The 22,144-nt window shown below is 61.1% G+C and carries 22 protein-coding genes and 1 tRNA gene; 10 read left to right on the forward strand and 13 right to left on the reverse strand.

Features of this window, described 5'->3' with window-relative positions:
- Nucleotides 1-61 precede the first annotated feature (61 nt).
- From LF599_RS12310 to ruvA, 3 genes are all read right to left on the reverse strand, one after another.
- Nucleotides 62-217 carry a rubredoxin gene (locus tag LF599_RS12310; RefSeq protein WP_071544194.1) on the reverse strand — a complete coding sequence of 52 codons (156 nt, stop codon included), beginning with the start codon at nt 215-217 and terminating at the stop codon, nt 62-64.
- Nucleotides 218-303: 86 nt separating this feature from the next.
- Entirely contained in the window at nt 304-1,290 is a 987-nt protein-coding gene (gene ruvB, locus LF599_RS12315; RefSeq protein ID WP_279520980.1) for a Holliday junction branch migration DNA helicase RuvB, read from the reverse strand.
- Nucleotides 1,287-1,907 (reverse strand): Holliday junction branch migration protein RuvA, encoded by a 621-nt coding sequence (gene ruvA, locus LF599_RS12320; RefSeq protein WP_279520981.1) that lies wholly within the window; start codon nt 1,905-1,907, stop codon nt 1,287-1,289. The genes ruvB and ruvA overlap by 4 nt, the downstream gene beginning before the upstream one ends.
- 142 nt (nt 1,908-2,049) lie before the next feature.
- Here ruvA and LF599_RS12325 point away from each other — a divergent pair, with 142 nt between their 5' ends.
- The gene (locus LF599_RS12325; protein WP_279520982.1) at nt 2,050-2,511 is read left to right on the forward strand and encodes a hypothetical protein; all 462 of its coding nucleotides are present in this window, start codon (nt 2,050-2,052) and stop codon (nt 2,509-2,511) included.
- 70 nt (nt 2,512-2,581) lie between these two features.
- On the opposite strand, the gene ruvC is transcribed toward LF599_RS12325, so the two are convergent.
- Genes ruvC through LF599_RS12340 form a run of 3 tightly spaced genes read right to left on the reverse strand, consistent with a single transcriptional unit; the run spans nt 2,582 to nt 4,490 of the window.
- A complete protein-coding gene (gene ruvC / locus LF599_RS12330) occupies nt 2,582-3,085 on the reverse strand; it encodes a crossover junction endodeoxyribonuclease RuvC (RefSeq protein ID WP_279520983.1) in 504 nt (167 codons plus the stop codon).
- A 4-nt stretch (nt 3,086-3,089) separates the two neighbouring features.
- Entirely contained in the window at nt 3,090-3,836 is a 747-nt protein-coding gene (locus LF599_RS12335; RefSeq protein ID WP_279520984.1) for a YebC/PmpR family DNA-binding transcriptional regulator, read from the reverse strand.
- A 54-nt stretch (nt 3,837-3,890) separates the two neighbouring features.
- Nucleotides 3,891-4,490: an RlmE family RNA methyltransferase gene (locus LF599_RS12340; protein WP_279520985.1), complete on the reverse strand. Its 600-nt coding sequence runs from the start codon at nt 4,488-4,490 to the stop codon at nt 3,891-3,893.
- Nucleotides 4,491-4,560: 70 nt separating this feature from the next.
- Here LF599_RS12340 and LF599_RS12345 point away from each other — a divergent pair, with 70 nt between their 5' ends.
- Complete coding sequence (locus tag LF599_RS12345) at nt 4,561-6,090, forward strand: glycosyltransferase family protein (RefSeq protein WP_279520986.1); 1,530 nt, start codon at nt 4,561-4,563, stop codon at nt 6,088-6,090.
- A gap of 37 nt (nt 6,091-6,127) precedes the next feature.
- Nucleotides 6,128-6,203: transfer RNA gene (locus tag LF599_RS12350), tRNA-Ala, on the forward strand.
- Nucleotides 6,204-6,266: 63 nt separating this feature from the next.
- On the opposite strand, the gene LF599_RS12355 is transcribed toward LF599_RS12350, so the two are convergent.
- A complete protein-coding gene (locus tag LF599_RS12355; RefSeq protein WP_279520987.1) occupies nt 6,267-7,001 on the reverse strand; it encodes a substrate-binding periplasmic protein in 735 nt (244 codons plus the stop codon).
- Between the two features lie 537 nt (nt 7,002-7,538).
- Between LF599_RS12355 and LF599_RS12360 the strand changes: the two genes are divergently transcribed.
- Together LF599_RS12360 and LF599_RS12365 are read left to right on the forward strand one after the other, a co-directional pair.
- A complete protein-coding gene (locus tag LF599_RS12360; RefSeq protein ID WP_279520988.1) occupies nt 7,539-9,092 on the forward strand; it encodes an amidohydrolase in 1,554 nt (517 codons plus the stop codon).
- Nucleotides 9,093-9,149: 57 nt separating this feature from the next.
- On the forward strand, nt 9,150-10,511 hold the full coding sequence (locus LF599_RS12365; protein WP_279520989.1) for a putrescine aminotransferase: 1,362 nt from the start codon (nt 9,150-9,152) through the stop codon (nt 10,509-10,511).
- A gap of 85 nt (nt 10,512-10,596) precedes the next feature.
- Here LF599_RS12365 and LF599_RS12370 read toward each other — a convergent pair whose 3' ends face one another.
- Nucleotides 10,597-10,755, reverse strand: coding sequence for a thioredoxin family protein (locus LF599_RS12370; protein ID WP_279520990.1), 159 nt, complete (start codon nt 10,753-10,755; stop codon nt 10,597-10,599).
- Between the two features lie 328 nt (nt 10,756-11,083).
- Nucleotides 11,084-13,954, reverse strand: a complete 2,871-nt coding sequence (locus tag LF599_RS12375; protein ID WP_279520991.1) for a sigma 54-interacting transcriptional regulator — start codon at nt 13,952-13,954, stop codon at nt 11,084-11,086.
- Between the two features lie 142 nt (nt 13,955-14,096).
- Between LF599_RS12375 and LF599_RS12380 the strand changes: the two genes are divergently transcribed.
- The 3 genes from LF599_RS12380 (at nt 14,097) to LF599_RS12390 (ending at nt 15,570) form a co-directional block, all read left to right on the forward strand.
- Nucleotides 14,097-14,339 (forward strand): hypothetical protein, encoded by a 243-nt coding sequence (locus LF599_RS12380; protein WP_279520992.1) that lies wholly within the window; start codon nt 14,097-14,099, stop codon nt 14,337-14,339.
- 183 nt (nt 14,340-14,522) lie between these two features.
- Nucleotides 14,523-14,894 carry a response regulator gene (locus LF599_RS12385; RefSeq protein ID WP_269942185.1) on the forward strand — a complete coding sequence of 124 codons (372 nt, stop codon included), beginning with the start codon at nt 14,523-14,525 and terminating at the stop codon, nt 14,892-14,894.
- A 130-nt stretch (nt 14,895-15,024) separates the two neighbouring features.
- On the forward strand, nt 15,025-15,570 hold the full coding sequence (locus tag LF599_RS12390; protein ID WP_279520993.1) for a peptidylprolyl isomerase: 546 nt from the start codon (nt 15,025-15,027) through the stop codon (nt 15,568-15,570).
- Between the two features lie 156 nt (nt 15,571-15,726).
- Here LF599_RS12390 and LF599_RS12395 read toward each other — a convergent pair whose 3' ends face one another.
- The 4 genes from LF599_RS12395 to LF599_RS12410 form a co-directional block, all read right to left on the reverse strand.
- Nucleotides 15,727-17,586: an AMP-binding protein gene (locus tag LF599_RS12395; RefSeq protein WP_279520994.1), complete on the reverse strand. Its 1,860-nt coding sequence runs from the start codon at nt 17,584-17,586 to the stop codon at nt 15,727-15,729.
- 124 nt (nt 17,587-17,710) lie between these two features.
- Nucleotides 17,711-18,400, reverse strand: a complete 690-nt coding sequence (locus LF599_RS12400) for an aspartate/glutamate racemase family protein (RefSeq protein ID WP_269942183.1) — start codon at nt 18,398-18,400, stop codon at nt 17,711-17,713.
- A 9-nt stretch (nt 18,401-18,409) separates the two neighbouring features.
- On the reverse strand, nt 18,410-18,736 hold the full coding sequence (locus LF599_RS12405; protein WP_269942182.1) for an AzlD domain-containing protein: 327 nt from the start codon (nt 18,734-18,736) through the stop codon (nt 18,410-18,412).
- On the reverse strand, nt 18,712-19,431 hold the full coding sequence (locus tag LF599_RS12410; protein ID WP_279520995.1) for an AzlC family ABC transporter permease: 720 nt from the start codon (nt 19,429-19,431) through the stop codon (nt 18,712-18,714). The genes LF599_RS12405 and LF599_RS12410 overlap by 25 nt, the downstream gene beginning before the upstream one ends.
- Nucleotides 19,432-19,573: 142 nt before the next feature.
- Between LF599_RS12410 and LF599_RS12415 the strand changes: the two genes are divergently transcribed.
- Together LF599_RS12415 and rarD are read left to right on the forward strand one after the other, a co-directional pair.
- Nucleotides 19,574-20,998 carry an aminotransferase-like domain-containing protein gene (locus LF599_RS12415; protein WP_279520996.1) on the forward strand — a complete coding sequence of 475 codons (1,425 nt, stop codon included), beginning with the start codon at nt 19,574-19,576 and terminating at the stop codon, nt 20,996-20,998.
- 78 nt (nt 20,999-21,076) lie between these two features.
- Nucleotides 21,077-22,000 carry an EamA family transporter RarD gene (gene rarD / locus LF599_RS12420; RefSeq protein WP_279520997.1) on the forward strand — a complete coding sequence of 308 codons (924 nt, stop codon included), beginning with the start codon at nt 21,077-21,079 and terminating at the stop codon, nt 21,998-22,000.
- Nucleotides 22,001-22,144 lie beyond the last annotated feature (144 nt).

The raw sequence follows: 22,144 nt of genomic DNA on the forward strand, positions 1-22,144 counted from the left end.
TTTGACTTGATTCAACCATACACCCCTATTTGGGGATATGGCAAGTGGCCTCGACCGTTTTTTAGAGTTTTTCGAAATATTCTTTTTCCGCGCCGCACTGGGGACAGACCCAGTCGTCGGGAAGGTCCTCGAACTTGGTCCCGATGGGGATGTTGTTTTCCGGATCACCTTCAGCCGGGTCGTACACGTAGCCGCACGGGCATTCCCATTTATCCATGTCTCGTACCTCCATTTATTTTCAGGTCGGAATCCATGATAGCAGAACCCTGCCGGGAAACAACCATTTTGTGAGAACGAATACTACTAGAGCAAGGGAAGCTGATCATCTTCCATGCGCAGTTTGAGGTGCTGATACGCCTTGGCCGTGGCGACTCTGCCGCGCGGAGTGCGCTTCAAAAAGCCACATTGGATCAGATACGGCTCGTAAATGTCCTCGATGGTCCTGACCTCTTCCGCGCAGGCCGCAGCAATGGTCTTCAGTCCGACGGGACCGCCATTGAAGTGCTCGACCATGAGCGTGAGAATCTTGCGGTCCATGTTGTCCAGGCCGTACTGGTCCACGTCCAGACGTTCCAGAGACATCTCGGCCAGCTCGCGAGTGACTACGCCGGTGCCGTGGACCAACGCATAATCGCGCACGCGCCGAAGCAGCCGGTTGGCGATGCGAGGAGTGCCCCGCGCCCGGCGGCCGATGACCAGGGCCCCCTCCGGCTCCACCTCGACCCCCAGAATGGCCGCGCTGCGCTCCACGATGCGACCCAGCTCCTCGGGCGAGTAAAATTCGATGCGGAAAATGCAGCCGAAACGATCGCGAAGGGGCGAAGTCAGCAGGCCAAGCCTGGTGGTGGCCCCCACCAGGGTGAACGGCTCAAGGTCGAGTTTGACCGTGCGCGCGCCCGGGCCGGAGCCGATGACCAAGTCGATCTGGAAATCCTCCATGGCCGGATACAGGACCTCCTCGACTGTGGCAGGCATCCGGTGAATCTCGTCGATGAACAGGATGTCCCCGCGTTCCAGATTGGTCAGGATGGCGGCAAGATCGCCGGACCGCTCAATGACCGGACCGGAAGTGGAAACCATGTTCACTCCCAGCTCCGAGGCCATAATCCGGGCCAGGGTGGTCTTGCCCAGTCCGGGATTGCCGTAAAAAAGGGTATGGTCCAGGGAGCGTTCGCGTTCCCGGGCCGCCCGGATGAAGACGTCGAGGTTGGTGCGCAGGTCCTGCTGGCCGATAAAATCGGAGAGTTTCCTGGGGCGGACGTTTTCCTCGGGAAGGGTGCATTTGCTCATGAGCGTGCCGCGTTGATTTTCTTGAGCACCGCGCGGATTGCGCCGGCGGCGTCTAGGTCGGGTTCTTCGTCGAAGGTTTCGATCAGCAGGGGCCGAATCTCGTCTTCACCGTAGCCCAACCCCTTGAGGCCCGCAAGGGCGTCCAGGTACTCGCTTCGCGGCGCCTTCGGCTCCTGCGCCGCGCCCGCACCGCCGGAAACGGCGGGCTTGAGCTTGTCCACCTTGTCCTTGAGATTCCAAAGAATCTGCTTTGCGGACTTGGGACCGATGCCCGGCACCATGGACAGGGTCGTCACATCCTCGCGGAAGGCTATCTCGCGAAGATGCGCCGCGTCGAACATGGATAAAATGGCCAGGGCTTTCTTGGGACCGAGCTTGTCGATGGAGATGAGCGTCCGGAACAGATCAAGGTCGTCGGCGGTCAGAAAACCGAACAGATCGATGGCCTTCTCGGCCACCTGGGTGTGGATGAACAAGCGCACCTGCTCGCCCCGGCCCGGCAGTCCGGCCAGTACCGACGTGGGCACGGCCACTTCGTAGCCCACCCCGCCGGGAGTAAGCAGCAGAAGCCCTCTCTCGTCGGCGGAAAGCAACTCACCCTGCAAAAATCCGATCATGAAATTCCTCCTGTCGGGACATTAGCCGAATAGTGGACGTAATTCAAAGGGTATCCGGCTTGACCAAACGATGCCATAAATTTATATTCATTAAAGAATACCCCGCCCGCGCGCGGAGCCAACCTGTTACGAGGGAGCCCCCATGAAAACCATAGCCTGCCTTTTCTTGACCGCCGCCCTGCTGATCGCAGCCGCCACGCCGACTCTGGCTCAGGGGGAAGACCTGACCTGGAACGAACTGGCCATCCTGGTCGGCGAATCTGTGGTGCAGGAAGTCTCTGATTCCGAAGAGGAAGTGGCAAGCGCCCAGAAGGTACTGGACGCCCTCCGCAACCGCAAAAGCGCCTCCCGCGAGGAGCTGACCCGCGCGGAACTGGACCTGCAACAGGCCCGCGAACGCTACGACAAGGCCAACTCAAACCTGGACAACGCCCGAGTCGACAAGCTCGCCTTCGAGTGCGGCAAGACCAGCGACCAAATCCGTGCCATGCGCGATTCGGGCATGGGCTGGGGCCGAATCGCCAAGGAATGCGGCGCGCACCCGTCCGCCGCAGGCAAGGCGAAGGGCAAGAGCAAAAACAAGGGCAAGGGGCACAAAAAGTAACCGGCAAAGGTACGAAAAAGGCCCGCCCGGCATATGCCTGGCGGGCCTTTTTTCGCGTCTTGCCGAATAATCAGACGCCGGTCATGCGGCGCATACGCCGCTCGTTCAGATGGCAGATGGCGATGGCCAGCGCATCCGAGGCATCCTCGGGCCAGTCGGGCCGTTTGACCCCAAGACAGTGGGCGACCATATAGGCGACCTGGGACTTGGGGGCGTTGCCCACTCCGACCAGATTCTTTTTTACCTTGGTCGGCTCATACTCGCCCATGGGGATGTTGTTGGTGGCGCAGGCTGCCATGCACGCCCCCCTCGCCTGCCCGAGTTTGAGAGCCGACGAGGGGTTTTTTGAAACGAACACGTTTTCAATGGCGGCTTCCGCCGGTCCATGGAGCCGGATAAGCTCTTGGATTTGGTCAAAGATGACCCCCATACGGGTGGCCATGTCCTTCTTGACCGGGGTACGGATGGTGCCGGTGGCCACCAGCTCCGCCTTGCCCGAGAGTTCCCGGACAACGCCGTAGCCCGTGACCCGCGTGCCGGGATCGAGCCCCAGAACGACCAGCCCTTCGGCCATAAGCCTAGTCTTCCTCGTCGAACAGGTCGTCCGGGAGGTCGGCGTTCATGTAGACGTTCTGGGCATCGTCGTTGTCGTCCAGCGCGTCGAAAAGATTCATGACCTTCTTGCCCACGGTGGCGTCCACCGGGATCAGGGTCTCGGGAACCTGGTTGAACTCGGCGGATTCATACTCCATGCCCGCATCGGCAAATGCCTGCTGCACAGCCATGAAATCGGAAGGAGCGGTGTACACGGTGAAGGAGTCGCCGTCGTCGATGATATCCTCGGCACCAGCTTCCAGGCCCACTTCCATGAGATCGTCTTCGGTGTACTTTTCCTTGTTGAAGACGATGACGCCCTTGCGATTGAACAGGTAGGACACCGCGCCGTTCTCGGCCATGTTCCCGCCGTGCTTAGAAAAAGCATGGCGAATTTCTGCCACGGTGCGGTTCTTGTTGTCCGTAGCGACTTCAACCAGCATGGCCACGCCGCCCGGGCCGTAGCCTTCATACAAGATTTCGGCCAGATCGCCGCCGGCCAGTTCGCCGGTACCCTTCTTGATGGCGTTTTCAATCCTGTCCTTGGGCAGGTTCACGGCCTTGGCCTTCTGGATGGCCAGGCGAAGAGTCGCGTTGTCGTCGGGGTTGCCGCCGCCGGCCTTGGCGGCCAAAATGATATCCTTGGCGGCTTTAGTGAAAAATTTCGCCTTCTTGGCGTCCTGGCGACCTTTACGGTGCTGAATATTTGCCCATTTACTATGTCCGGCCATATTTCCTCCTGAGTAGCTCGATATCGATCCGATTACCCGATCGACCTGATGTTTTTACCCGTCTACGCCCTTAAAGCCAAGAGCAACGATAAATATCTCCTTGCTTTCGGACCTGGAACTGTAGGGTTTGAAATTCTTTATCTTACCGAAATAAGGACGGATCATCTCCCTGTAGGCGTTGATCTCGCCGCCCTCGAAGATCTTGACCGCGAAGTTGCCGCCCTTCTTGAGATATTTAAGCGCAACCTCAAAGGCCCGTTCGCACAGCTCCAGGGAGTTGGCCTGATCGGCGAACTTGATTCCGGTTGTCTTGGGGGCCATGTCGCTGATAATGACGTCAAACGGCTTGAGCGGCTCAATGGCTTCGAGAAGCTCGGGCGAGTCCGAGAACACGTCCGCCTGCAAGAACGTAATGTTGTCGGCAAAGGTGTGCTTGGTGGTCTGGAGATCAACTCCGAGCACTCGACCCTGGGGGCCGACGCGCTCCCCGGCGAACTGGGACCAGGAGCCTGGAGCCGCGCCGAGATCAAGCACGGTCTGGCCGCGCTTGAAAATTCGGAACCGCTTGTCCATCTCCTTGAGCTTGTAAACCGAGCGGGCGGCGTAGTTTTCCTTTTTCGCCCGTTTGAAGTATTTGTCCTGGTATTGTTTCATGGTATCGCTCCGTCAATCCGGCGTGGAGCGACTTAGTAGCCGAATCCGCCGAAAAAGCCAAGTAAACGACGTGCCCAGACCCCGACATATATCCATACGGGACGAACTCGGCTTATTCAAGTCCATGCCCGCCGACAAGGCCCGCTTCGAATGGCGATCCGGCACGGGACCGACGATCTTCGTCGGCCTCGGCCCGGAGCCTGACAAGATTCCGGAATGGTTCGAACTTTCCGATGACGAGACCATATTCTACCTGGAAAGCCCGTCCTTCATCGAACAGGTGAAGGGGTGGCCCGAGCGCGTCCCCGCAAATTTCCGTCCCCTGGAACCCGAAATGTTCACGGCGGCAATGGCGGCACGCGCCAGAGTAGCCCGATATTTGCCGGTGCAGAAAGCGCTCCCCTCGTTTTACGGCCCGTTGACCGCCCGGCTTTGCCTCGGCGACCGCGACCGGCCAAAACAAAAACGGACCGTCTGGCTGCCCGTAGACAAAAACGGACTGCTCGTGGAGGAACTGGCCCGCGCTTTTGAGGAATCGGGCTGGACCGTAATCCGCATCAACCACGAGCCGTTGGGCAGGCATCCGGGCCGCGCCCTGCCGGAATGCCTGCAAAATGGCGTCCCGGACCTGTTTTTATCGATTAACTTCAAAGGACTTGACCACTTCGGCCTAGGGCAGGCCATCCTGCGCGAGGCCGGAACCCGGGTCGCGGTCTGGCTGGTGGACAACCCGTTCAACCTGCTCACCTCGGTCAAGGCCGAGGCCTGGCGGGACCTCGACCTGTTCGTCACTGACCACAGCTTCATCGGCCCGCTCATCGAGACAGGCGCACGGCGGGTGACACACTTGCCCCTGGCCGCTTCCCCGGCCTTGTTCGAAACGGGCGGGACCCTGCCGCCCCACGCCCGCGACCTGGACGGCAGGCTCGTCTTCGTGGGCCGCTCCCAATTCCCGGACCGCGACAAATTCTTCGCTGGCGAGACCGTGCCGGACGACGCCAAGGCCCTGATCCGAAGCGGCGATGGCGTGACCCGTCATGACTTTCACTGGTGGCGCGACAGGCTGAACATCGAACCGTTATGGCCGGGCAACCGGGTACGGGCCGTGGGTGCGGGCGCGGAATTCGCCTCGTCCGAATGGAAGCGCGACTGCCTGAACGGTGCGGGCCGAATCGTCATCTTCGGCGACGACGGCTGGAAGGGATTGAACAATCCCGATGCCGACGCGCGGCCGATGGTTGACTACTACGCACACCTGCCCGCCATCTACAAAACAGCCGGAGTCATCCTCAATGTCACGGGAATGCAGCTCCCGGCCGGACTCAACCAGCGGAACTTCGACGTATGGTGCGCGGGCGGTTTTCTGCTGACGGACATCCACCCCGGCCTGGAAATTTTCCCCGACGAACTGGTCGAACCCATCGTCTACTCCCGGCCCGGCGACATTCACGACATGGTCATTCGCCATCGCGAGGAAACCCCGAAAAAGCACGCCCTGCGCCACGCCTGGCGGGAATGCATCGCCAAACATCACACCTACCGCAACCGCGTGAAAACGATCCTCGAAACAATGTTTTCCAATCTCGCTCAAAATGCTTGAGCTTCATCTGGAAAAGCGGTAACTAAGCTCCTCCAACGGGGACGTAGCTCAGCTGGGAGAGCACTGCCTTCGCAAGGCAGGGGTCGAGAGTTCAAATCTCTTCGTCTCCACCAAGAAAAATGAAAGCCCCGCCGCAAAGATTGCGGCGGGGCTTTTTCGTGCATGAATACAGTGGACTATGGTTGGAAATTCCTGTCCATGATCTTCTGATAGACGCCGCTGGCCTTCAAGACGTCCAGGGCGTCCTGCCATTCCCGGACGGTCTCGTCGGGTACATCCAGGGAAAAGGCGAGCCAAGCGGCGGAGTCTCCGAGCTTGCAATCCGTGCGTTCGAATTCGGCGGGGTTCAACCCGGCCTGCCTTACCATATAATAATACGTGCGCTCGCCCATCAGCACGAGGTCCACCCGATCCTCCACCAATTTCATGTAACTGGACTCGTAGGTCGGCCCCACATCAAGGTTGTCGAACCCTCTGGCGGCCAGCGCCTGATGGGTGTAGCCGTCCTTGCGCACGGCGATACGCGTCACCTTGCGGGCGTCCTCAAGCGTATCGACTTTCAGGGACGCGCCCTTGCGCTTGAAAAAATAATCTCCCTCCCCGAAAATCGGCCCCACCCATTTGAACAAATTCTCACGCTCGGGAATGCGGACGATGGCGAACATCCCCTGCATGGACAGTTTTTGTGTCTGCTCGTATCCCCGCAACCAGGGCGTTTCGCGTAACGGGCTATCGTCACCGACGATTTTCTGAATCTCAACGACAACTTCCGGCGCCACTCCCCACAGCCGACCGCTGTCGGCGTAAACCAGCGGCGGATAGACAATCGCCATCATCTCGAAATCTCCGGCATGTGCGAATACCGGCAGCAGCAGACTCAAACATACGCCCAGTATGATTGTTTTCCCCACGAGTTCTCCCACGTTGAAACAAAAGTGGCCGAAACCATATGCGAACCATTACTCGCTGTCCATTATTGACAAAGGAATCTCATCTTCCCCATGGGATTCCCCTTGGCTCTTCCATATCCGGCAGAGCCAAAAAACAGCTAAATCAAGCGAATGAATACAGCATTTTCTTAAACCCCATTCATGTCAAATGACAACAAAACGGCTCCCGGGCAGCCCGATCCCCGGCATTGCCGGGAATCAGTTTGCGCCGCCGCACGGGCCAACTGAATCCTTATCGGCAAAAAATCGAATAGTTTTAATGGAAAACAAAAATAAAAAGCGTAAGCTTATGTCGAACACGCCGACACTGCCGACCATGGCCCCTCGCATTTCTCATGCGAAAAGCCTCAGGCCATCCCGGACACGAACGCGGAGCGAGACATCGGAGCCGAGGCAACTAAGACTGGACACGCGCCCGGTGCCGGGCCACACAAAAAAACAACCGTTAATCGCAAACACGACGGCTGGAACAAAGGTTCCAGTCCGCTATATTTCACCATGCAAGACAACCAGTTGTTCCTGAACGGCAATATTATTTCCATGGACGCACGGGATTCCCGGTTCGAGGCTTTGGCCGTGGAAGACGGCCGCATCCTCCGGGTCGGCTCCAACAACGACATGGCGGACCTGGTCGAGGCGGGCTGGCCCGTCACCGATCTCGCGGGCCGAACCGTGCTGCCCGGCTTCATCGATACCCACCAACACCTCGGCCTGACAGGCCAGGTATTGAACGGCATCGACTTCCAGGACGCCGAGACGCTCGAAACCGTGTTCGAGCAAACCCGGGAGGCAGCCGAAAACGCCGCCCCCGACGCATGGGTCCTCGGCTACACCCTCAACGATTTCTCGCTGCGGGAACAACGGATGCCGCTGAAGGAGGAGTTGGACGCGGTCTGCCCCGATAACCCGGCGATGATCGTGCATTCCTCCTGGCACATGTGCGCCCTGAACTCCGTGGCCATGGACATTCTCTCCCCGCCCGCCGATCTGCCGGGCATGGACATCGGCCGGGACGGCACCCCCACCGGCGTGATCCGCGACCCGGGCGCGCCCGACTTCATCTTTCCAGCCGTGTCTTCCCTCACTCCTGTCGAGGTCAAGCTCGAAAGCTTCCGCAAGGCGTGCGAGGCCGCGCTCAAACAGGGCATCACTACCCTGCACTGCCTGGAAGGCGGCGGATTCGGCCCCGGCGACACCCGCATCGTCCTCGAAAACAGGGATAAACTTCCGGTAAACGTGGTCCTCTGGAACCAGGTCATGGACGTCGAGGAGACCGTGGGCATGGGGCTCGACCGCATCGGCGGCTGCATCTGCGCGGACGGCGCGATGGACGCCTACACCGCAGCGCTGTTCGAACCGTACCTCGATCAGCCGGACAACTACGGCACCCTGAACTACACCCAGGAAGAGATGGACGCCTTTGTCCTGGCCTCCCACAAGGCCGGGCTCCAGGTGGCCGTCCATTGCGAAACGGACCGGGCCATCGAACAGGTCCTGTCCGCCATGGAAAAGGCCATAGCGGCCTATCCGCGCGAAGACCACCGACATCGCATCGAACACTGCGAGATTCCCACCTGGGATCAGGTGGAACGCATGGGCCGGGCGGGCATCCTGGCCGGGATGCAACCCGCTTTCATCCATTACCTGGTGGATATGGAAGCCTATGAAAAGCGGTTCGGCATGGACCGCCTCCGCAGGCTGCATCCCTATCGGACCATGCTCAGGAACGGCGTGACGATGACCGGCGGCTCAGACTGCCCGGTCACGCCCCACGGCCCGCTCGTCGGCATCCAGACCGCCGTGCTTCATCCCATCCTGGAAGAGCGCATCACCCCCACGCAGGCCATCCGCATGTTCACCATCGACGCCGCCTACAGCGCTTTTGACGAAGCCGAACGGGGCAGCATCGAGCCGGGCAAGATCGCCGACCTGGTGATCCTGAGTGCCGATCCGACCGCTGTTTCCCCGGAAACCATCAACGAAATCAGGGTCGACAGAACCATCGTGCGAGGCAAGGCGGTGGGCGAACCCAGGGACGGACCGGCGGCCTGACCGCTCTCCCATTCCTGGCCAAAGCCCCGAGGCAATACCTAAAACACAAGTGGAATCATGACCCGTAACATCGATGAAGCATTTAGAGAAGCAACTGATTTTGTTGATATAATAACAAAACCCGTCGGGAACGTTTCCCTTGACGAGCGGCGCAGGATCGCCACGGAGACCGTGGAAAACTTCTGCGACCACATCAACAAGGGCTTCCTGGAATATCGCAAATCCGTGACCGAGGCAGGCGAATTCGCCGTGACCGAATGGATGGGCCAGGGGTCCATTCTGAAGGACGCCCTGGACCGCGAATACATCGACATCCTCGGTGGCTTCGGCCTGTACAGCTACGGCATCCGCCATCCGAAAATAGTCGGGGCGGTCAAGGCCCAGCTCGACCGCTCGCCCCAGTATTCCCAGGAAATGCTCGATCCCCTGCGCGCCAAGCTCGCCCGGATCATCGCCAAGCTGACTCCCGGCGACATCCAGTACGGCTTCTTCGCCAACTCGGGCACCGAGGCTGTGGAAGGTGCCATGAAGCTGGCCAAATTCTACACGGGCAAGAAGGGATTCATCGCCATGCTCAAGGGCTTCCACGGCAAGACTCTGGGTTCCCTTTCACTCATGGGCAAAACCGATTTCCGCGCCCCGTTGCTGCCGTTGCTTGAAGGCGTGCGCCACGTGCCCTTCGGCGACGTCGAGGCCGTGGAGCGCGAATTGCGCTACGCCCAGGCCGTGGGCGACGACATCGCCGCCGTGGTGGCCGAGCCCATCCAGGGCGAAGCCGGGGCCATCGTGCCGCCCGACGAATTCTGGCCCGGCCTGCGCGAGGTCTGCGACAAGTACGGTGTGCTGCTAATCGCCGACGAGGTCCAGACCGGCTTCGGCCGCACCGGCGAAATCTTCGGCGTGGACCACTGGGGCGTGGCTCCGGACATCATGTGTTTCGGCAAGGCGCTGGGCGGCGGCGTGGTGCCCATGTCCGGCTTTTTCTCCACCCCGGAAATCTGGAAAGTCATGGAACCCAACCCGTTCATGCACACCACCACGACGGGCGGCAACCCCATCGCCTGCGCCTCCGCCCTGGCCGCCATCACGGTCATGCACGACGAAAATCTCCCCGCCCAGGCCGCCGAAAAGGGCGAATATGTCAAGAAACACCTGAACGAACTGTCCGAACGGTACCCCGGCATCCTGCAAAAGGTCACGGGCAAGGGGTTGCTCGTCGGTATGCACTTCGTCAATGACGAAATCGGCTACCACGTGGCCTCCGGCCTGTTCGCGCGCGGCGTAATTACGGCAGGAACTCTCACCAACGCCCGGTGCATCCGTTTCGAACCCGCACTGAACATTCCCATGGACCTGCTGGATGAAGCCCTGAACCGAATGGAAGACGTCTTCAAATCGCTGTCCGCCAGCCCGCAATAGCCTCTGGCAAAACCTCCGAACAATACAACAGCGGCCGCCGTCCCTTTTCGGACGACGGCCGCTGCTGCGTCATGGCTAGCTGAAGTTACGGACTGTCCGCCCGGTCCAGTTCTGACAGGGATGTCCCGACGAACTCGTTCAGGGTCTCGCCGTCGGACTCCCCGATTAGCCGATCGACCTCGCGTCCGCGATGGAACAGCAGAAAGGTGGGCGTGCCCTTCACCGAAAAGCGTTCGGTGGCCATGTCCAGGTAATCCTCATGATATAAAAAACAGCGCAACGAGCCGCCGCACCGGCGACACGTCGCCTCAAGGACCCCGACCTGGTCGGAAAACCTTTCGTTCCGTTTCAGAAAAGCGACCAAAAGAGGGACGCCTCCGCCTCGTAATTCCACATCAAAGGCTTGAGGCTCTATAGTCTTGACCTTGCGCATCCTTTCACTCCTTCTCCACCGAGCACGCGCAGGGCCACCGGCAGAGGCATGTTTAAAACATAGCAGGGAGCCGGTCCGGATGCATCAGATCATGACGTTAGTATGATTATAAATTCGCCGTCGGCGAACAGGAGCAAAATCAGGCGTCCACTTCCCAGGCCTTGAGCTTGCGATACAGGGTGGCTCTGTGGATGCCCAGTCTGCGGGCAGCACGGACCTTGTTACCCCCGCACTCCCGAAGCACGGCCAGAATATCCTCCTTGCCGGGTTTGCCCGTAAAGGACAAGGATGGCGCGCCACTCTCGGGGAGCTGAACCGCGCCCTGCGCCCCTCCCCTGATCTGGTCCACCAAATCCTTGCGGATGTGCTTGAGCTCGATAACCTTGCCGGGCGACAGTATGCAGGCGTGCTCCAGGGCGTGCTTGAGTTCGCGCACGTTCCCCGGCCAGGAATAGGTCAGGAACAGGTCCATAACCTCTTCGGACACCCCGTCGAAAAGCTTGCCGAAATTCTCGGAGAATATTTCCAGGAAATGCGCCACCAGCATGGGAATGTCCGACTGCCGATCCCGAAGCGGCGGCAAGGTCACCGGCATGACGTTGAGCCGGTAATAGAGGTCTTCCCGAAAGAGGCCCCGACGTACCGACTCGCGCAAGTCCGCGTTGGTGGCGGCGATAATGCGCACGTCCGCGGTGCAGGTCCTGGACTCGCCCACCCGCTCGTATTCCCGGCTCTCCAGAAAACGCAGAAGCTTGAGTTGCAGCATGGGAGAGATGTCGCCGATTTCGTCCAGAAACAGGGTCCCGCCCTGGGCCGCCTGTATGCGCCCGGCCTTGTCCCGGACCGCGCCGGTGAAGGCCCCGCGAACATGCCCGAACAGCTCGCTTTCGAGCAGGCTCTCGGACAGAGCCGAGCAGTTGACCTTGATGAGCGGCTTGCCCGCCCGCACCCCGCCATAATGCAGGGCCTCGGCGACCAGTTCCTTGCCGGTGCCGGACTCTCCCAGGATAAGCACGATGGAATCCAGGGACGAAAGCTGCTCCAGAAGCTGATAGATGTCCTGCATGGCGCTGCTGCGGCCCACGATCCCGCGAAAGCCGTGCCGCTGTTGCAACTGTTTTTCCAGGTCCGCGATGTGTGAAATGTCGCGCACCACGAGCACGGCCCCGGATTGCCCGCGCTCCCCGTCCACCAACGGCGAGCAGTTGATCTCGACCATGCGCTCGCCAAGGGCCGGGGTCTTCACCTCGATCTCGTAGCCGCGCACAGGCTTGTCGGTCTTGAGAACCTGCCGAAGCACCTGGACGCACGGGTTGCCTTCATCCCCGACCATATCCTCCAACCTATGCCCCCGTGCCCGGCCCTCCTCGATCCCGAACAGGGCCTTGGCCGCACTGTTGGTAGCGATGATCGACAGGTCGGAATCCACTGTCAGGATGGCGTCGGGGATGGAAGAAAAGGTGGCCTCCAGGTTCAACCGATATCGCTCCTTCTCCATGGTGGCCCGCACCAGGGCGCGTTCGGCGGCCTTATGCTCGGTCACGTCACGGCCCACGGCCTGAATCTCCACGACCATGTTCTGATCGTTGAGCACGGCCCGGTGGGTCCAGGAAATCCATCGCTCCTCCTTGTCCGACCGAATCTGCCGCACTTCCAGGTCAAGCACGGGCCGGGCCGGATCGAAGCCGTCCAGCCACCGGGTCAGGGTCCGGCTGTCCATGGCCTCCATGGTGGCGAAGAAATTGCGCCCGAGCACATCCTCCTCGTCCTGGCCCACAAACCGCTCGAAGGCGTTGTTCACGAACGTCAGCCTGCCGTCCGTGCCGTAGCGGCAGATAAGCTCGGTCTGGTCCTCGACCACGGCGCGATAAAGCTTGGCGCCCTCTCGTAACGCCTCCTCGACGATCTTCCGTCTGGAAATGTCCTGGGCGTAAAGGATGCATACTTCCCTGCCCGCATTGGAAAAATGGCTCATGGACAGCTCAACGGGAAAGGATGAGCCGTTCCTGCGTTTAAGATAATCGTAGGAAACCCGCTCCCCGCCATGGGCGATGGCCGACAGGATCTGCTCGGGATGGGCCACCAACCCCTGGACGGCCATGCCGCGAATTTCGCCCGGCTCGTATCCGAGGGCACGGCCCGCCGCATCGTTGCATTCCATGACCACGCCCCGCTCCCGGTCCACCAGGATGATGGCGTCCGACGCCCCGGCGAACACGCTGCGGTACTGCTTCTCGCTTTCCGCAAGCCCGACCTCGGTGCGCCGCTCGGCGGTGATGTCCCGAAGCTGGACCACGAACCCGGAAAGCGCGCTTCCCTGCAACACGGGCCTAACCCGAGTCTCCAGAACCATGCCGCCACGGTGCTCCTCCAGACGGGCCGCCTTGCCGGTGGTCCGCGCCTTGGCGATGGCCCCCTCGTGCAGATTGGTCACTGATTCCGGGAACAGCGACGGATAGGCTTGGCCCGCGCACTCGGCCACGTCCCGCCCCAACAGGCCGTCCGAGGTCCCGCTGCAATCGATGACCGTGGCGTTTTCGTCCAACAGGAGAACCACGCCCTCGTCCGCGTTGAGCATGGAACGGAGGAACGCCTGGGCGGACGACAAACGCCTCTCCTGAATAATCGTCGAGGAACGCAACTCGTTCTCGGCCACCCCGAGACGCACGAGCATTTCAAGCTGGGAACGGACCACGGGCTTTTGCAGATAGGCCATGGCCCCGCAGTCGCGGGCCAGACGGCCGGGATTTTCCGTGGAGGCGGAGATAAGCAGGATGACCGGAGTGACGAGCTTGAGCCCCGCAGCCTCGTTCACCAGTGAGCCGCCGTCATCCTCTTCGCCGTGCGCGGCCAACACCAGGTCCGGACTGCTGCGCGCCATGAGCGCCGCCGCCGACACGGCGGTGGAGGCGGTTTCCACCCGGTATCCCCGGGCTTCAAGGATATCCTTTATCAGCGCGCGTATGGAGGCGTCGCCATCGGCGACGAGAATGGTCGAACTCACCGGCATATCTCCTTGAATAATCCTTACATCACTTGCACACTGAAAACCAGCCCCGGAAGCCGCGCCATCCATTGGTGCTGTTCTTTTTAGTTTTCAGGGTGTATAGACGAGTTGTGGAGGATTCCTTTCCATCAATCAGGAGGAGAATATGTCATCGTTTACCGAATCAGATTTGCCCGTGGACGTGCATCATGGAGAAATGATCACTCTCGGCGATGGGACCACGGTCAGGTTCGAATCCAACGGAGAGGCCAAGGACATCATGGTCAATGACGGGTTCGCCCCCGCCTGCACCCTCTTCCCCGGCAACGACTTCGTTGTGGAAACCAGTAACGGAAACTATAAAATCACCTGTGAATTCGGCGACGTAATGCACATCGAAAAGGTCTGATTTCCCGGCCGCGCCCGCCTTTGGACGCGGCCGCACTTTTCCTTCCCCGCCCGCGCGGGCGTTGATTTCCCGTCAATGCGGCTCCCAATTTCTAATGCCGATGACAGGAAATGCATTGCCTGATATTTCTTCTCAAAACACGTAAAGTGCGACTGCGCGCCTCGTGAACAGGAGGATACGCCCATGGCCAAGATACTGATTGCCGAAGACGACCGCATATCCCGCAAGCTCGCCGTAAAGATCGTCGAGGAACTCGGCCACACGGCTTTTGTCAGCCCGCACGGGAAACATGCCTACGAAACGCTCATGGCGGGCAACGACTTCGACTTGCTTCTGACCGACATCATGATGCCCGAGATGGACGGCCAGCAGCTCATCCAGACCCTGCGCGGCGACCAGCAGTTCAACGAACTGCCCATCGTCATCATGTCCGCCGTGGTCGGCATCAACGAAATTTCCAATCTGCTCAAACTCGGGGCCACGCTGTTCCTGGCCAAACCTCTCCAGCGGGAGGAGCTTCGAAACTACATCGGCCGCTGCCTCGGTTCCGCCTAGCTCGGTCGGCTCCGTGATCCGCCGACGCAAACGGCCCGCCCCGCTTCCCTTCCCCGGCAAAAGCCGCTACACACTGCTGTACGCGGCTTGCGGCCGCGCCTTCCTCATAACGACAACCCACGGGAGCCATATGAAAAACCTGTTGCAAACCATTGTTCTCTGCGCCCTTCTGGTGCTGCTGGCCAGCCCAGCAGCCCAGGCCCAAGACCTGGAAAACACCCTCTACCTCGACCTCGATTCCGGCCGGGTGGTCATTGAGATGCGCCCCGACCTGGCCCCCGCCCACGTGGCCCGGATAAAGGAACTGGCCCGCATGAAATTCTACGACGGCATCGTCTTTCACCGCGTCATCGACGGCTTCATGGCCCAGACCGGCGATCCCACCGGCACAGGCAGGGGCGGTTCGGGCAAGAACCTGGACGCCGAGTTCAGCAAGGCTCCGTTCAAGCGCGGCACGGTGGGCATGGCCCGCGCGGCCTCCCCGGACAGCGCCGACAGCCAGTTCTTCATCTGTTTCGCCCCGGCTCCCTTCCTCGACGGCCAGTACACCGTCTGGGGACAGGTCGTATCGGGCATGGAGTTCGTCGACAAGATCAAGAAAGGCTCCGGCCAAAGCGGCATGGTCCGCAACCCCGACAAGATCGTCAGCCTCCGCGTGGCCGCCGACGTGAAGTGAACTCGCTCCACTCGCTTGCCGAACAGTTCCCGCCGCTCCCGGCGAAACGGCAAAAACAAGCCCCCGGCTCGATTACGAGCCGGGGGCCATCTTTTTTTGAAAAAACGCGAATGCGCCGAGATCGGACTTGGCCCGATCCGGATACGGGCGGCCGCGCTATTGGTCAGTGTAAAGGAACCGCTTGATCTTCTGGGTGGGCGTCTTCTCGAAGGGCTCGATCTGCTCGACCACGCGTTTGAGCCTGGCAAAGGACGATACCTTGGAATTCACCTCGACGCGAATGTCTTCGAGGATTTTCTGCACCTTGGCGCGAACCTCGGATTCGATCATCTTGTTGACGCCGAACTGCTCGTCCAGGCTTTCGTAGTTGAGGTGAATACGGGCCATCAGCTTGCCGCCGGAATCGTAAACCAGAGACTCCTGGACTGAGTCGTTGGCGTTGATGATGGACTCGACCTCTTCGGGATAAATATTCTCGCCGCTGGGGCCGAGAATGACGTTCTTCAGCCGCCCTTTGAGATAGAGATAGCCGTCCTCAAACTTGCCGAGATCGCCGGTCTTGAGCCAGCCGTCCTCGGTGAAGGTCGCCTCGGTGTCCTTGGGGGCCTTGTAATACTCGCGCATGATGTTCGGCCCCCGGGCCAGGACCTCGCCCTCGCCCGTCTCGGGATCGGGATCGTCGATCTTGAGCTCAACGCCGGGGATTGCCGGTCCGATGCCGCGATGCCGTTGCAGGGACGGATCGGTTCCGGCCAGCAGGGGCGACGCCTCGGTCATGCCGTAACCCACGGCATAAGGAACCTTGGCGTCGGTCAGAAACTGCTCGACCTCGGGCGAAAGAGGTGCCCCGCCGATGCACAGGCAGCGAAGCTCGCCGCCAAAGGCGTCGATGAGCTTCTTTCCGGCCACCTGGGAAAGTTTGCGCCGGGTCAGGCCGATCTTCATCAGACCGCGAGCGACGCCGGTTCCGGTCAGCTTCTTCTTGATCCGGCTCTTGTAGATTTTCTCGATGATGAGCGGGACCACGTTCATCACCGTGGGCTTGACCGTCTGCATGGCGGGCAGGAGCGTTTTCGGGGTCGGCGGCTTTTGCAGGAAAAAGACCGAACTGCCGGAATGAAGAGGGATAATGAGGCCCACGCTGCACTCGTAGGTGTGGGCCATGGGCAGCACGGACAGAAAACGGTCGGTTTCGAGGACCGGAATGGTTCTGACTCCGCCGATGCAGTTCTGCACGAGATTGCGGTGGGTCAGGACCACGCCTTTGGAATGGCCGGTGGTGCCGGAGGTATAGAGAATCGCGGCAATATGGTCTTCGGTCAGTTCAAAGGGCTTGCCGGTTTTCCTGTCGATGAACCGGCGGGCCGAGGCGCTGAACCAGTCAACGGTCTCCTTGTAGGAGTCCGAGAACTTCTCCATGGTCTCCCTGGCCGTGTCGCTGAATCGGTTCACGCGCTCCCGTGCGGTCTCGGGCAGCTTGTCCCTTGCCGCTTCGCCCAGGTGCTCCAACTGCTCGCGGGCCGTTTCGGCGAACTGCTCAATGCGCTCGCCGGCGGCCTCCAGGGCCTCGACGTAGGTGGTCCGCTTGCCCTCCTCGTCCTCCATGGAAAAATCGTCCATTATCATGACGGTTTCGAGGTCGGGGATATTGTCGCCCTCGACCTTGTCCATGTATCGTCTGGAAGCGATGACCATCTTCGCCTCGGAGTGACGAAGGATGTGCTGAACGGCGCTGGGGTGGAATTCCTGCAGGATGGGAACCGCGATGACACCCATGGTGGTCGCTGCAAAATAACTGATGGCCCAGTTGGGCATATTCTCGCCGATGAGAGCGATCTTGTCCTCGGGCTTGATGCCGAGCCCGCGCAGCACGGTCTGCAGCTCGGCCACGCTCTTCCCGAACTGGGCATAGGTGAGGGCCTCACCGCCCACAAACCCGAGCGCGGTCCGGTCGGCATACAGCTCCACGGAACGGCTCAGCAAATCCTTCAAGGTCATGTCGGTTGTCTCGGTCACTCGCTCTCCCCTCTGAACTGACGACAAAAACGCCCCTCGCAGCGCGCCAACATGCCATATCACGTTACGGGGCGGCGTCAAGCGCGGGATGTGGAAAGAACGGCGGACAGAGCCCGGAACGCACTCAACCAAGCGCCAGATCCACCACCTTTTCGGCGTGAATGCGGCAGGTGTCCAGGGTAGGCACGTCGGTATCCTCCGGCCGGACGAGCAGGCCGATTTCCGTGCAGCCGAGGATGACCGCCTCGGCGCCTTGCCCGGCCAATTCCTCGATAATGCGCAAATACTCGGCGCGGGAGCCGTCCAGGAACTCGCCCCGGCACAGTTCGTCGAAGATGACCCGGTCCACAAGCTTCCGGTCCTCGGCTCCGGGGACAAGCACCTCGAAACCGTGCCGACGCAGACGGCCCGTGTAAAAATCGTCCTGCATGGTGAACACGGTCCCGAGCAGGGCCACCCGCGAGAAGCCGCGCGAGCGGGCGGCCTCGGCCGTGGCATCGGCGATATGGACCAGCGGCACATCCACGGCCGCCTCCACCTGCGGAGCCACCTTGTGCATGGTGTTGGTGCCGATGACCATAAGCTCGGCCCCGGCCAGCTCCAGAGTGCGAGCCTCCTTGCCCAGCCGTTCGCCGACCTGGTCCCACCCGCCCGCGAGCATCTGCTCGCGCAACGGGGCGAAATCCACGGAGTTCATGAGGATGCGGGCCGAATGCAGGCCGCCGAGGCGCGCCTTCACGGCCTCATTCATGACACGGTAATATTCCAGGGAGGATTCCCAGCTCATGCCGCCGATGAGTCCGATGGTCTTCATGATTCCCTCCTATCCGATAAACCAACGGCCCGCCGCCACCAGGGCCATGCCCAGGGCCACGGTGCCGAAAAAGGATCTGGTCCGCCACGCCAGGATAAAGGCTGGGACCGCCGCCCACAAAAAGTAGTTGTCGAACGAAACGTCCAGGCTGCCGTCCCTGAGAAGCAGAGCCGGGAAAAGCATGGACGAGAGCACGGCCGCCGGGACGTAGGAAAGCCAGCGGACCACCGGGCCGGGCAGAGTCCGCGAGGCCAGTACCACGAGCGGCACCATGCGCGGGATATACGTCACGGCCAGCATGGCGACGATGGTTACAAAGACTGTTTTCTGGTCCATGACTCCACTCCCGCTCCAAAGGTTGCGCCGATGATCGTGGCCAGGATGACCGACCACTGATCCGCCCCCGCCTTGTTCAAGAGAATGGCCAGCAGGCCGCTGAAACCGGCCACGAGGACGTGCAGGCCATTCTTCATCTGCATGACCAGGAGCGCGATGAACATGGCGGGCAGCGCATAGTCGATGCCCAGCGGCTCCACACTCGGGATGGACGCCCCGGCAAAGAAGCCCACAAAGGACGCCAGTACCCAGGAGAGCTGGGCCAGCGCGTTGATGCCGAAGCAAATGGTCTTGTTCAGGTCGCCGCGCGCGAACCGCATGGAGTGCACGGCGAAGGACTCGTCCGTGACCTCGTAGGCGAACAGGGCGAGTTCCCACTTGTTCCAGCTCCTGAGATTCGGGGCCAGCGACGCGCTCATGAGCAGATGACGGAGGTTGACCACGAACGTGGTGGCGACGATGGACGCCGGGTTCAGCCCCGCGGCGAACATGCCCACGGCGATGAGCTGCGCGGACCCGGCATAGACCAGGACCGACATGAGCACGGTATTGAGCAGGGAAAGTCCGGCCTGCTGGGCCAGGACCCCGTACGCCGCGCCCACGGGCAGATAGCCCATGACAATGGGAGCCACCTGTCTGGCGGCGGACAGCATGGGGGAGCCGGATGATTCGTCGGCAACGCCCGGAATGGTCATGACAAAGGTCTCCGTAAACGGTTTTCGGGCCATCGCCCGGTTAAATCTGCTGTATCCACGCCTTGCAGTAAAGCGCAAAATCTGTAACCAGTACAGATACAGTTCAAACAAAAACCATACAAAACAGATTCAGGCGATCCCCATGGAGACATACCGCTACCAGACCGTGGAAAAGAACGTCATGGCCATGATCGACGCCGGGGCCCTGGGGCTTGGCGACAAGCTGCCCTCCCTGCGGGGACTGAGCGCCAAGCTCGGCGTATCGGTGTCCACGGTCAACCAGGCCTATCTTGAACTGGAGCGCCAGGGGATCATCGAGGCCCGCCCCAGGTCGGGATTCTTCGTGCGCCGCACCGCCCAAAGGCTGCCGCGCACCGAGACCGCGCCCGCCCCCATGGAACGTCCCAGGCCGGTGACCCGCATCGGGCTCATCCAGACCGTCCTGGAGTCCGTGGGTTCGGCCGACCGGGTGGCCCTGGACGTCATCGCGCCGGGGCCGCAGCGTCTGCCCCTGCGTGAACTCGGACGGATCACCGCGGCCATGGTCCGGGCCGAGCCGGAGCGGGCCATGGGATACGCGCCCATTCCCGGCGATTCGAAGCTCATCCGCCAGATCGCTTACAGGTCCATGGAGTTCGGCATCCCGGTCAAGCCGGACGAACCGATCATCACCGCCGGATGCATGGAGGCCCTGTACCTCTCCCTGCGGTCGGTCTGCCGCCGGGGCGACACTGTGCTCATTCAGTCGCCCACCTACTACTGTTTCCTGCAACTTCTCGAAACCCTGGGACTGCGCGCCATCGAAACGCCGTCGGACCCGGAACGCGGAGTCCTGCCCGAAGACCTGGCCCGTGCCCTGAAGACCTTCGACATCGCGGCCTGCGTGCTCGCGCCCAACTTCAACAACCCGGATTCCAGCCTGACCCCGGACGAGGCCAAGAAGGAAATCGTGGACATGCTCGCCAAGCGGAACATTCCGCTGGTGGAGGACGACGTGTATTCGGACCTGCATTTCGGCGCGAAACGACCCGGCACCTTCAAGGAATTCGACACAAAGGGGCTGGTCCTGCTCTGCTCTTCCTTCTCCAAGACCATCGCCCCCGGCTACAGGGTGGGCTGGCTGCTTCCGGGCCGGTTCCGTCAAAAGACCCTGGAAATAAAGGCCACCACCAACGTCTCCAGTTCGGCCCCGGCCCAGATGGCCATCGCCGAATACCTCCGCCAGGGGCGCATGGAGCGGCATTTGAAAAAACTTCGCTCGGACCTGGAACGACAGATGGACGCCATGCAGCTCCACCTGGGCCGCCACTTCCCGGCCGGAACAAGAGTGACCCACCCCGAAGGCGGCGCGGTCCTCTGGCTGGAACTGCCCAAATCCGTGGACTCGGTGGAGCTGTTCTTCCAGGCCAGGGCCGCCGGCGTGGGCATCGCGCCCGGCGCCATCTTCTCCACGCGGGACAAGTTCGCCAACTATATCCGACTGAGTTGCGGCTGCCCATGGACCGACGAACTGGAACAGGGGGTGCGCACCCTGGGAGGACTGGCCGGGGCCATGTGCCGGTCCTGATATGACCCGCCCGAAATTCCGGCTTTACCAGCCGGAAGTCCGAGCGTATTCTCGCGCTCCGAAGCCCGAGAGGAGACAATGCGCCACACCGACCCCAAACAGAAAACCTACGGATTCCTCGCCGCCCTGGCCGCCTTTCTCGGCTGGGGGCTGCTTCCCGTGTACTGGAAGTCCCTCATCTCCGTGAATCCATTCGAGATTCTCTGTCACAGAGTGATCTGGTCGCTGGTCTTCATCGCCGTCATCCTGACCATTCGCAAAGGATGGTCCGAAACCCTCGTTCCGCTCAAGTCGCCGCGCGACCTCCTCATACTGGCGGCCAGCTCGCTGATGATCGGCGGCAACTGGCTGCTGTACATATGGGCCGTGAACACCAACCATGTGCTGGACACCAGCCTTGGCTATTACATCAACCCGCTGGTCAACGTCCTGCTTGGCTTCATCTTCTTCCGCGAACGCCTGCGCCCCCTGCAACTGGCGGCCATAGGGCTGGCCGCGCTGGGCGTGCTCAATTCCGTCATCAGCCATGGCGAGCTGCCGTGGATATCCCTGGTCCTGGCCGTAAGCTTCGGACTGTACGGCCTGCTCAGGAAGATCGCCTCCGTCGAGTCCCTGCCCGGCCTGTTCCTCGAAACCATGGTCCTCGGCCCCTTTGCCCTTGCCTACATTCTCTGGCTCCAGACCCACGGTGCGTCCGCCCTGTTCCACCAGGGCGTTCAAGTGGACCTGCTGCTCATCGGCGCGGGCGTGGTCACGGCCTCGCCGCTCATCGGCTTCGCCTTCGGCGCGCGGCGGCTGCAACTGACCACCCTCGGGCTGCTCCAATACCTGGCCCCGTCCATCGCGTTCCTGCTCGGCGTGTTCGTCTACAAGGAGCCGTTCACCACGAGCCACATGGTGACCTTCGCCCTGATCTGGTCCGGGCTGGCCGTCTACACGGCGGAGTCGGTGGCGGTCATGCGCGGCCATCGCCGCATGGTCAAATCCGGACACGCCGCCTAGCCGTTCTCCCACCACACGGCACAAAGCAAAAGCCCGGCTCTCTCAAGGACTTGCCCATCGCGCCTCCTTGCGTTATGTGTCATATTATCGAAAGTTGTATCGACGCATTCCACGCCGCCCGGAAAGGATTGAATATCACAGTGA

Origin of the sequence: Pseudodesulfovibrio thermohalotolerans (assembly GCF_021353295.2) — a bacterium.
Taxonomy (GTDB): domain Bacteria; phylum Desulfobacterota; class Desulfovibrionia; order Desulfovibrionales; family Desulfovibrionaceae; genus Pseudodesulfovibrio; species Pseudodesulfovibrio thermohalotolerans.

Coding starts and splice junctions, on each gene's coding strand:
- LF599_RS12310 (WP_071544194.1), bottom strand. CDS start 217: ATGGATAAATGGGAATGCCCGTGCGGCTACGTGTACGACCCGGCTGAA.
- ruvB (WP_279520980.1), bottom strand. CDS start 1,290: ATGAGCAAATGCACCCTTCCCGAGGAAAACGTCCGCCCCAGGAAACTC.
- ruvA (WP_279520981.1), bottom strand. CDS start 1,907: ATGATCGGATTTTTGCAGGGTGAGTTGCTTTCCGCCGACGAGAGAGGG.
- LF599_RS12325 (WP_279520982.1), top strand. CDS start 2,050: ATGAAAACCATAGCCTGCCTTTTCTTGACCGCCGCCCTGCTGATCGCA.
- ruvC (WP_279520983.1), bottom strand. CDS start 3,085: ATGGCCGAAGGGCTGGTCGTTCTGGGGCTCGATCCCGGCACGCGGGTC.
- LF599_RS12335 (WP_279520984.1), bottom strand. CDS start 3,836: ATGGCCGGACATAGTAAATGGGCAAATATTCAGCACCGTAAAGGTCGC.
- LF599_RS12340 (WP_279520985.1), bottom strand. CDS start 4,490: ATGAAACAATACCAGGACAAATACTTCAAACGGGCGAAAAAGGAAAAC.
- LF599_RS12360 (WP_279520988.1), top strand. CDS start 7,539: ATGCAAGACAACCAGTTGTTCCTGAACGGCAATATTATTTCCATGGAC.
- LF599_RS12365 (WP_279520989.1), top strand. CDS start 9,150: ATGACCCGTAACATCGATGAAGCATTTAGAGAAGCAACTGATTTTGTT.
- LF599_RS12370 (WP_279520990.1), bottom strand. CDS start 10,755: ATGGCCACCGAACGCTTTTCGGTGAAGGGCACGCCCACCTTTCTGCTG.
- LF599_RS12375 (WP_279520991.1), bottom strand. CDS start 13,954: ATGCCGGTGAGTTCGACCATTCTCGTCGCCGATGGCGACGCCTCCATA.
- LF599_RS12380 (WP_279520992.1), top strand. CDS start 14,097: ATGTCATCGTTTACCGAATCAGATTTGCCCGTGGACGTGCATCATGGA.
- LF599_RS12385 (WP_269942185.1), top strand. CDS start 14,523: ATGGCCAAGATACTGATTGCCGAAGACGACCGCATATCCCGCAAGCTC.
- LF599_RS12390 (WP_279520993.1), top strand. CDS start 15,025: ATGAAAAACCTGTTGCAAACCATTGTTCTCTGCGCCCTTCTGGTGCTG.
- LF599_RS12400 (WP_269942183.1), bottom strand. CDS start 18,400: ATGAAGACCATCGGACTCATCGGCGGCATGAGCTGGGAATCCTCCCTG.
- LF599_RS12405 (WP_269942182.1), bottom strand. CDS start 18,736: ATGGACCAGAAAACAGTCTTTGTAACCATCGTCGCCATGCTGGCCGTG.
- LF599_RS12410 (WP_279520995.1), bottom strand. CDS start 19,431: ATGACCATTCCGGGCGTTGCCGACGAATCATCCGGCTCCCCCATGCTG.
- LF599_RS12415 (WP_279520996.1), top strand. CDS start 19,574: ATGGAGACATACCGCTACCAGACCGTGGAAAAGAACGTCATGGCCATG.
- rarD (WP_279520997.1), top strand. CDS start 21,077: ATGCGCCACACCGACCCCAAACAGAAAACCTACGGATTCCTCGCCGCC.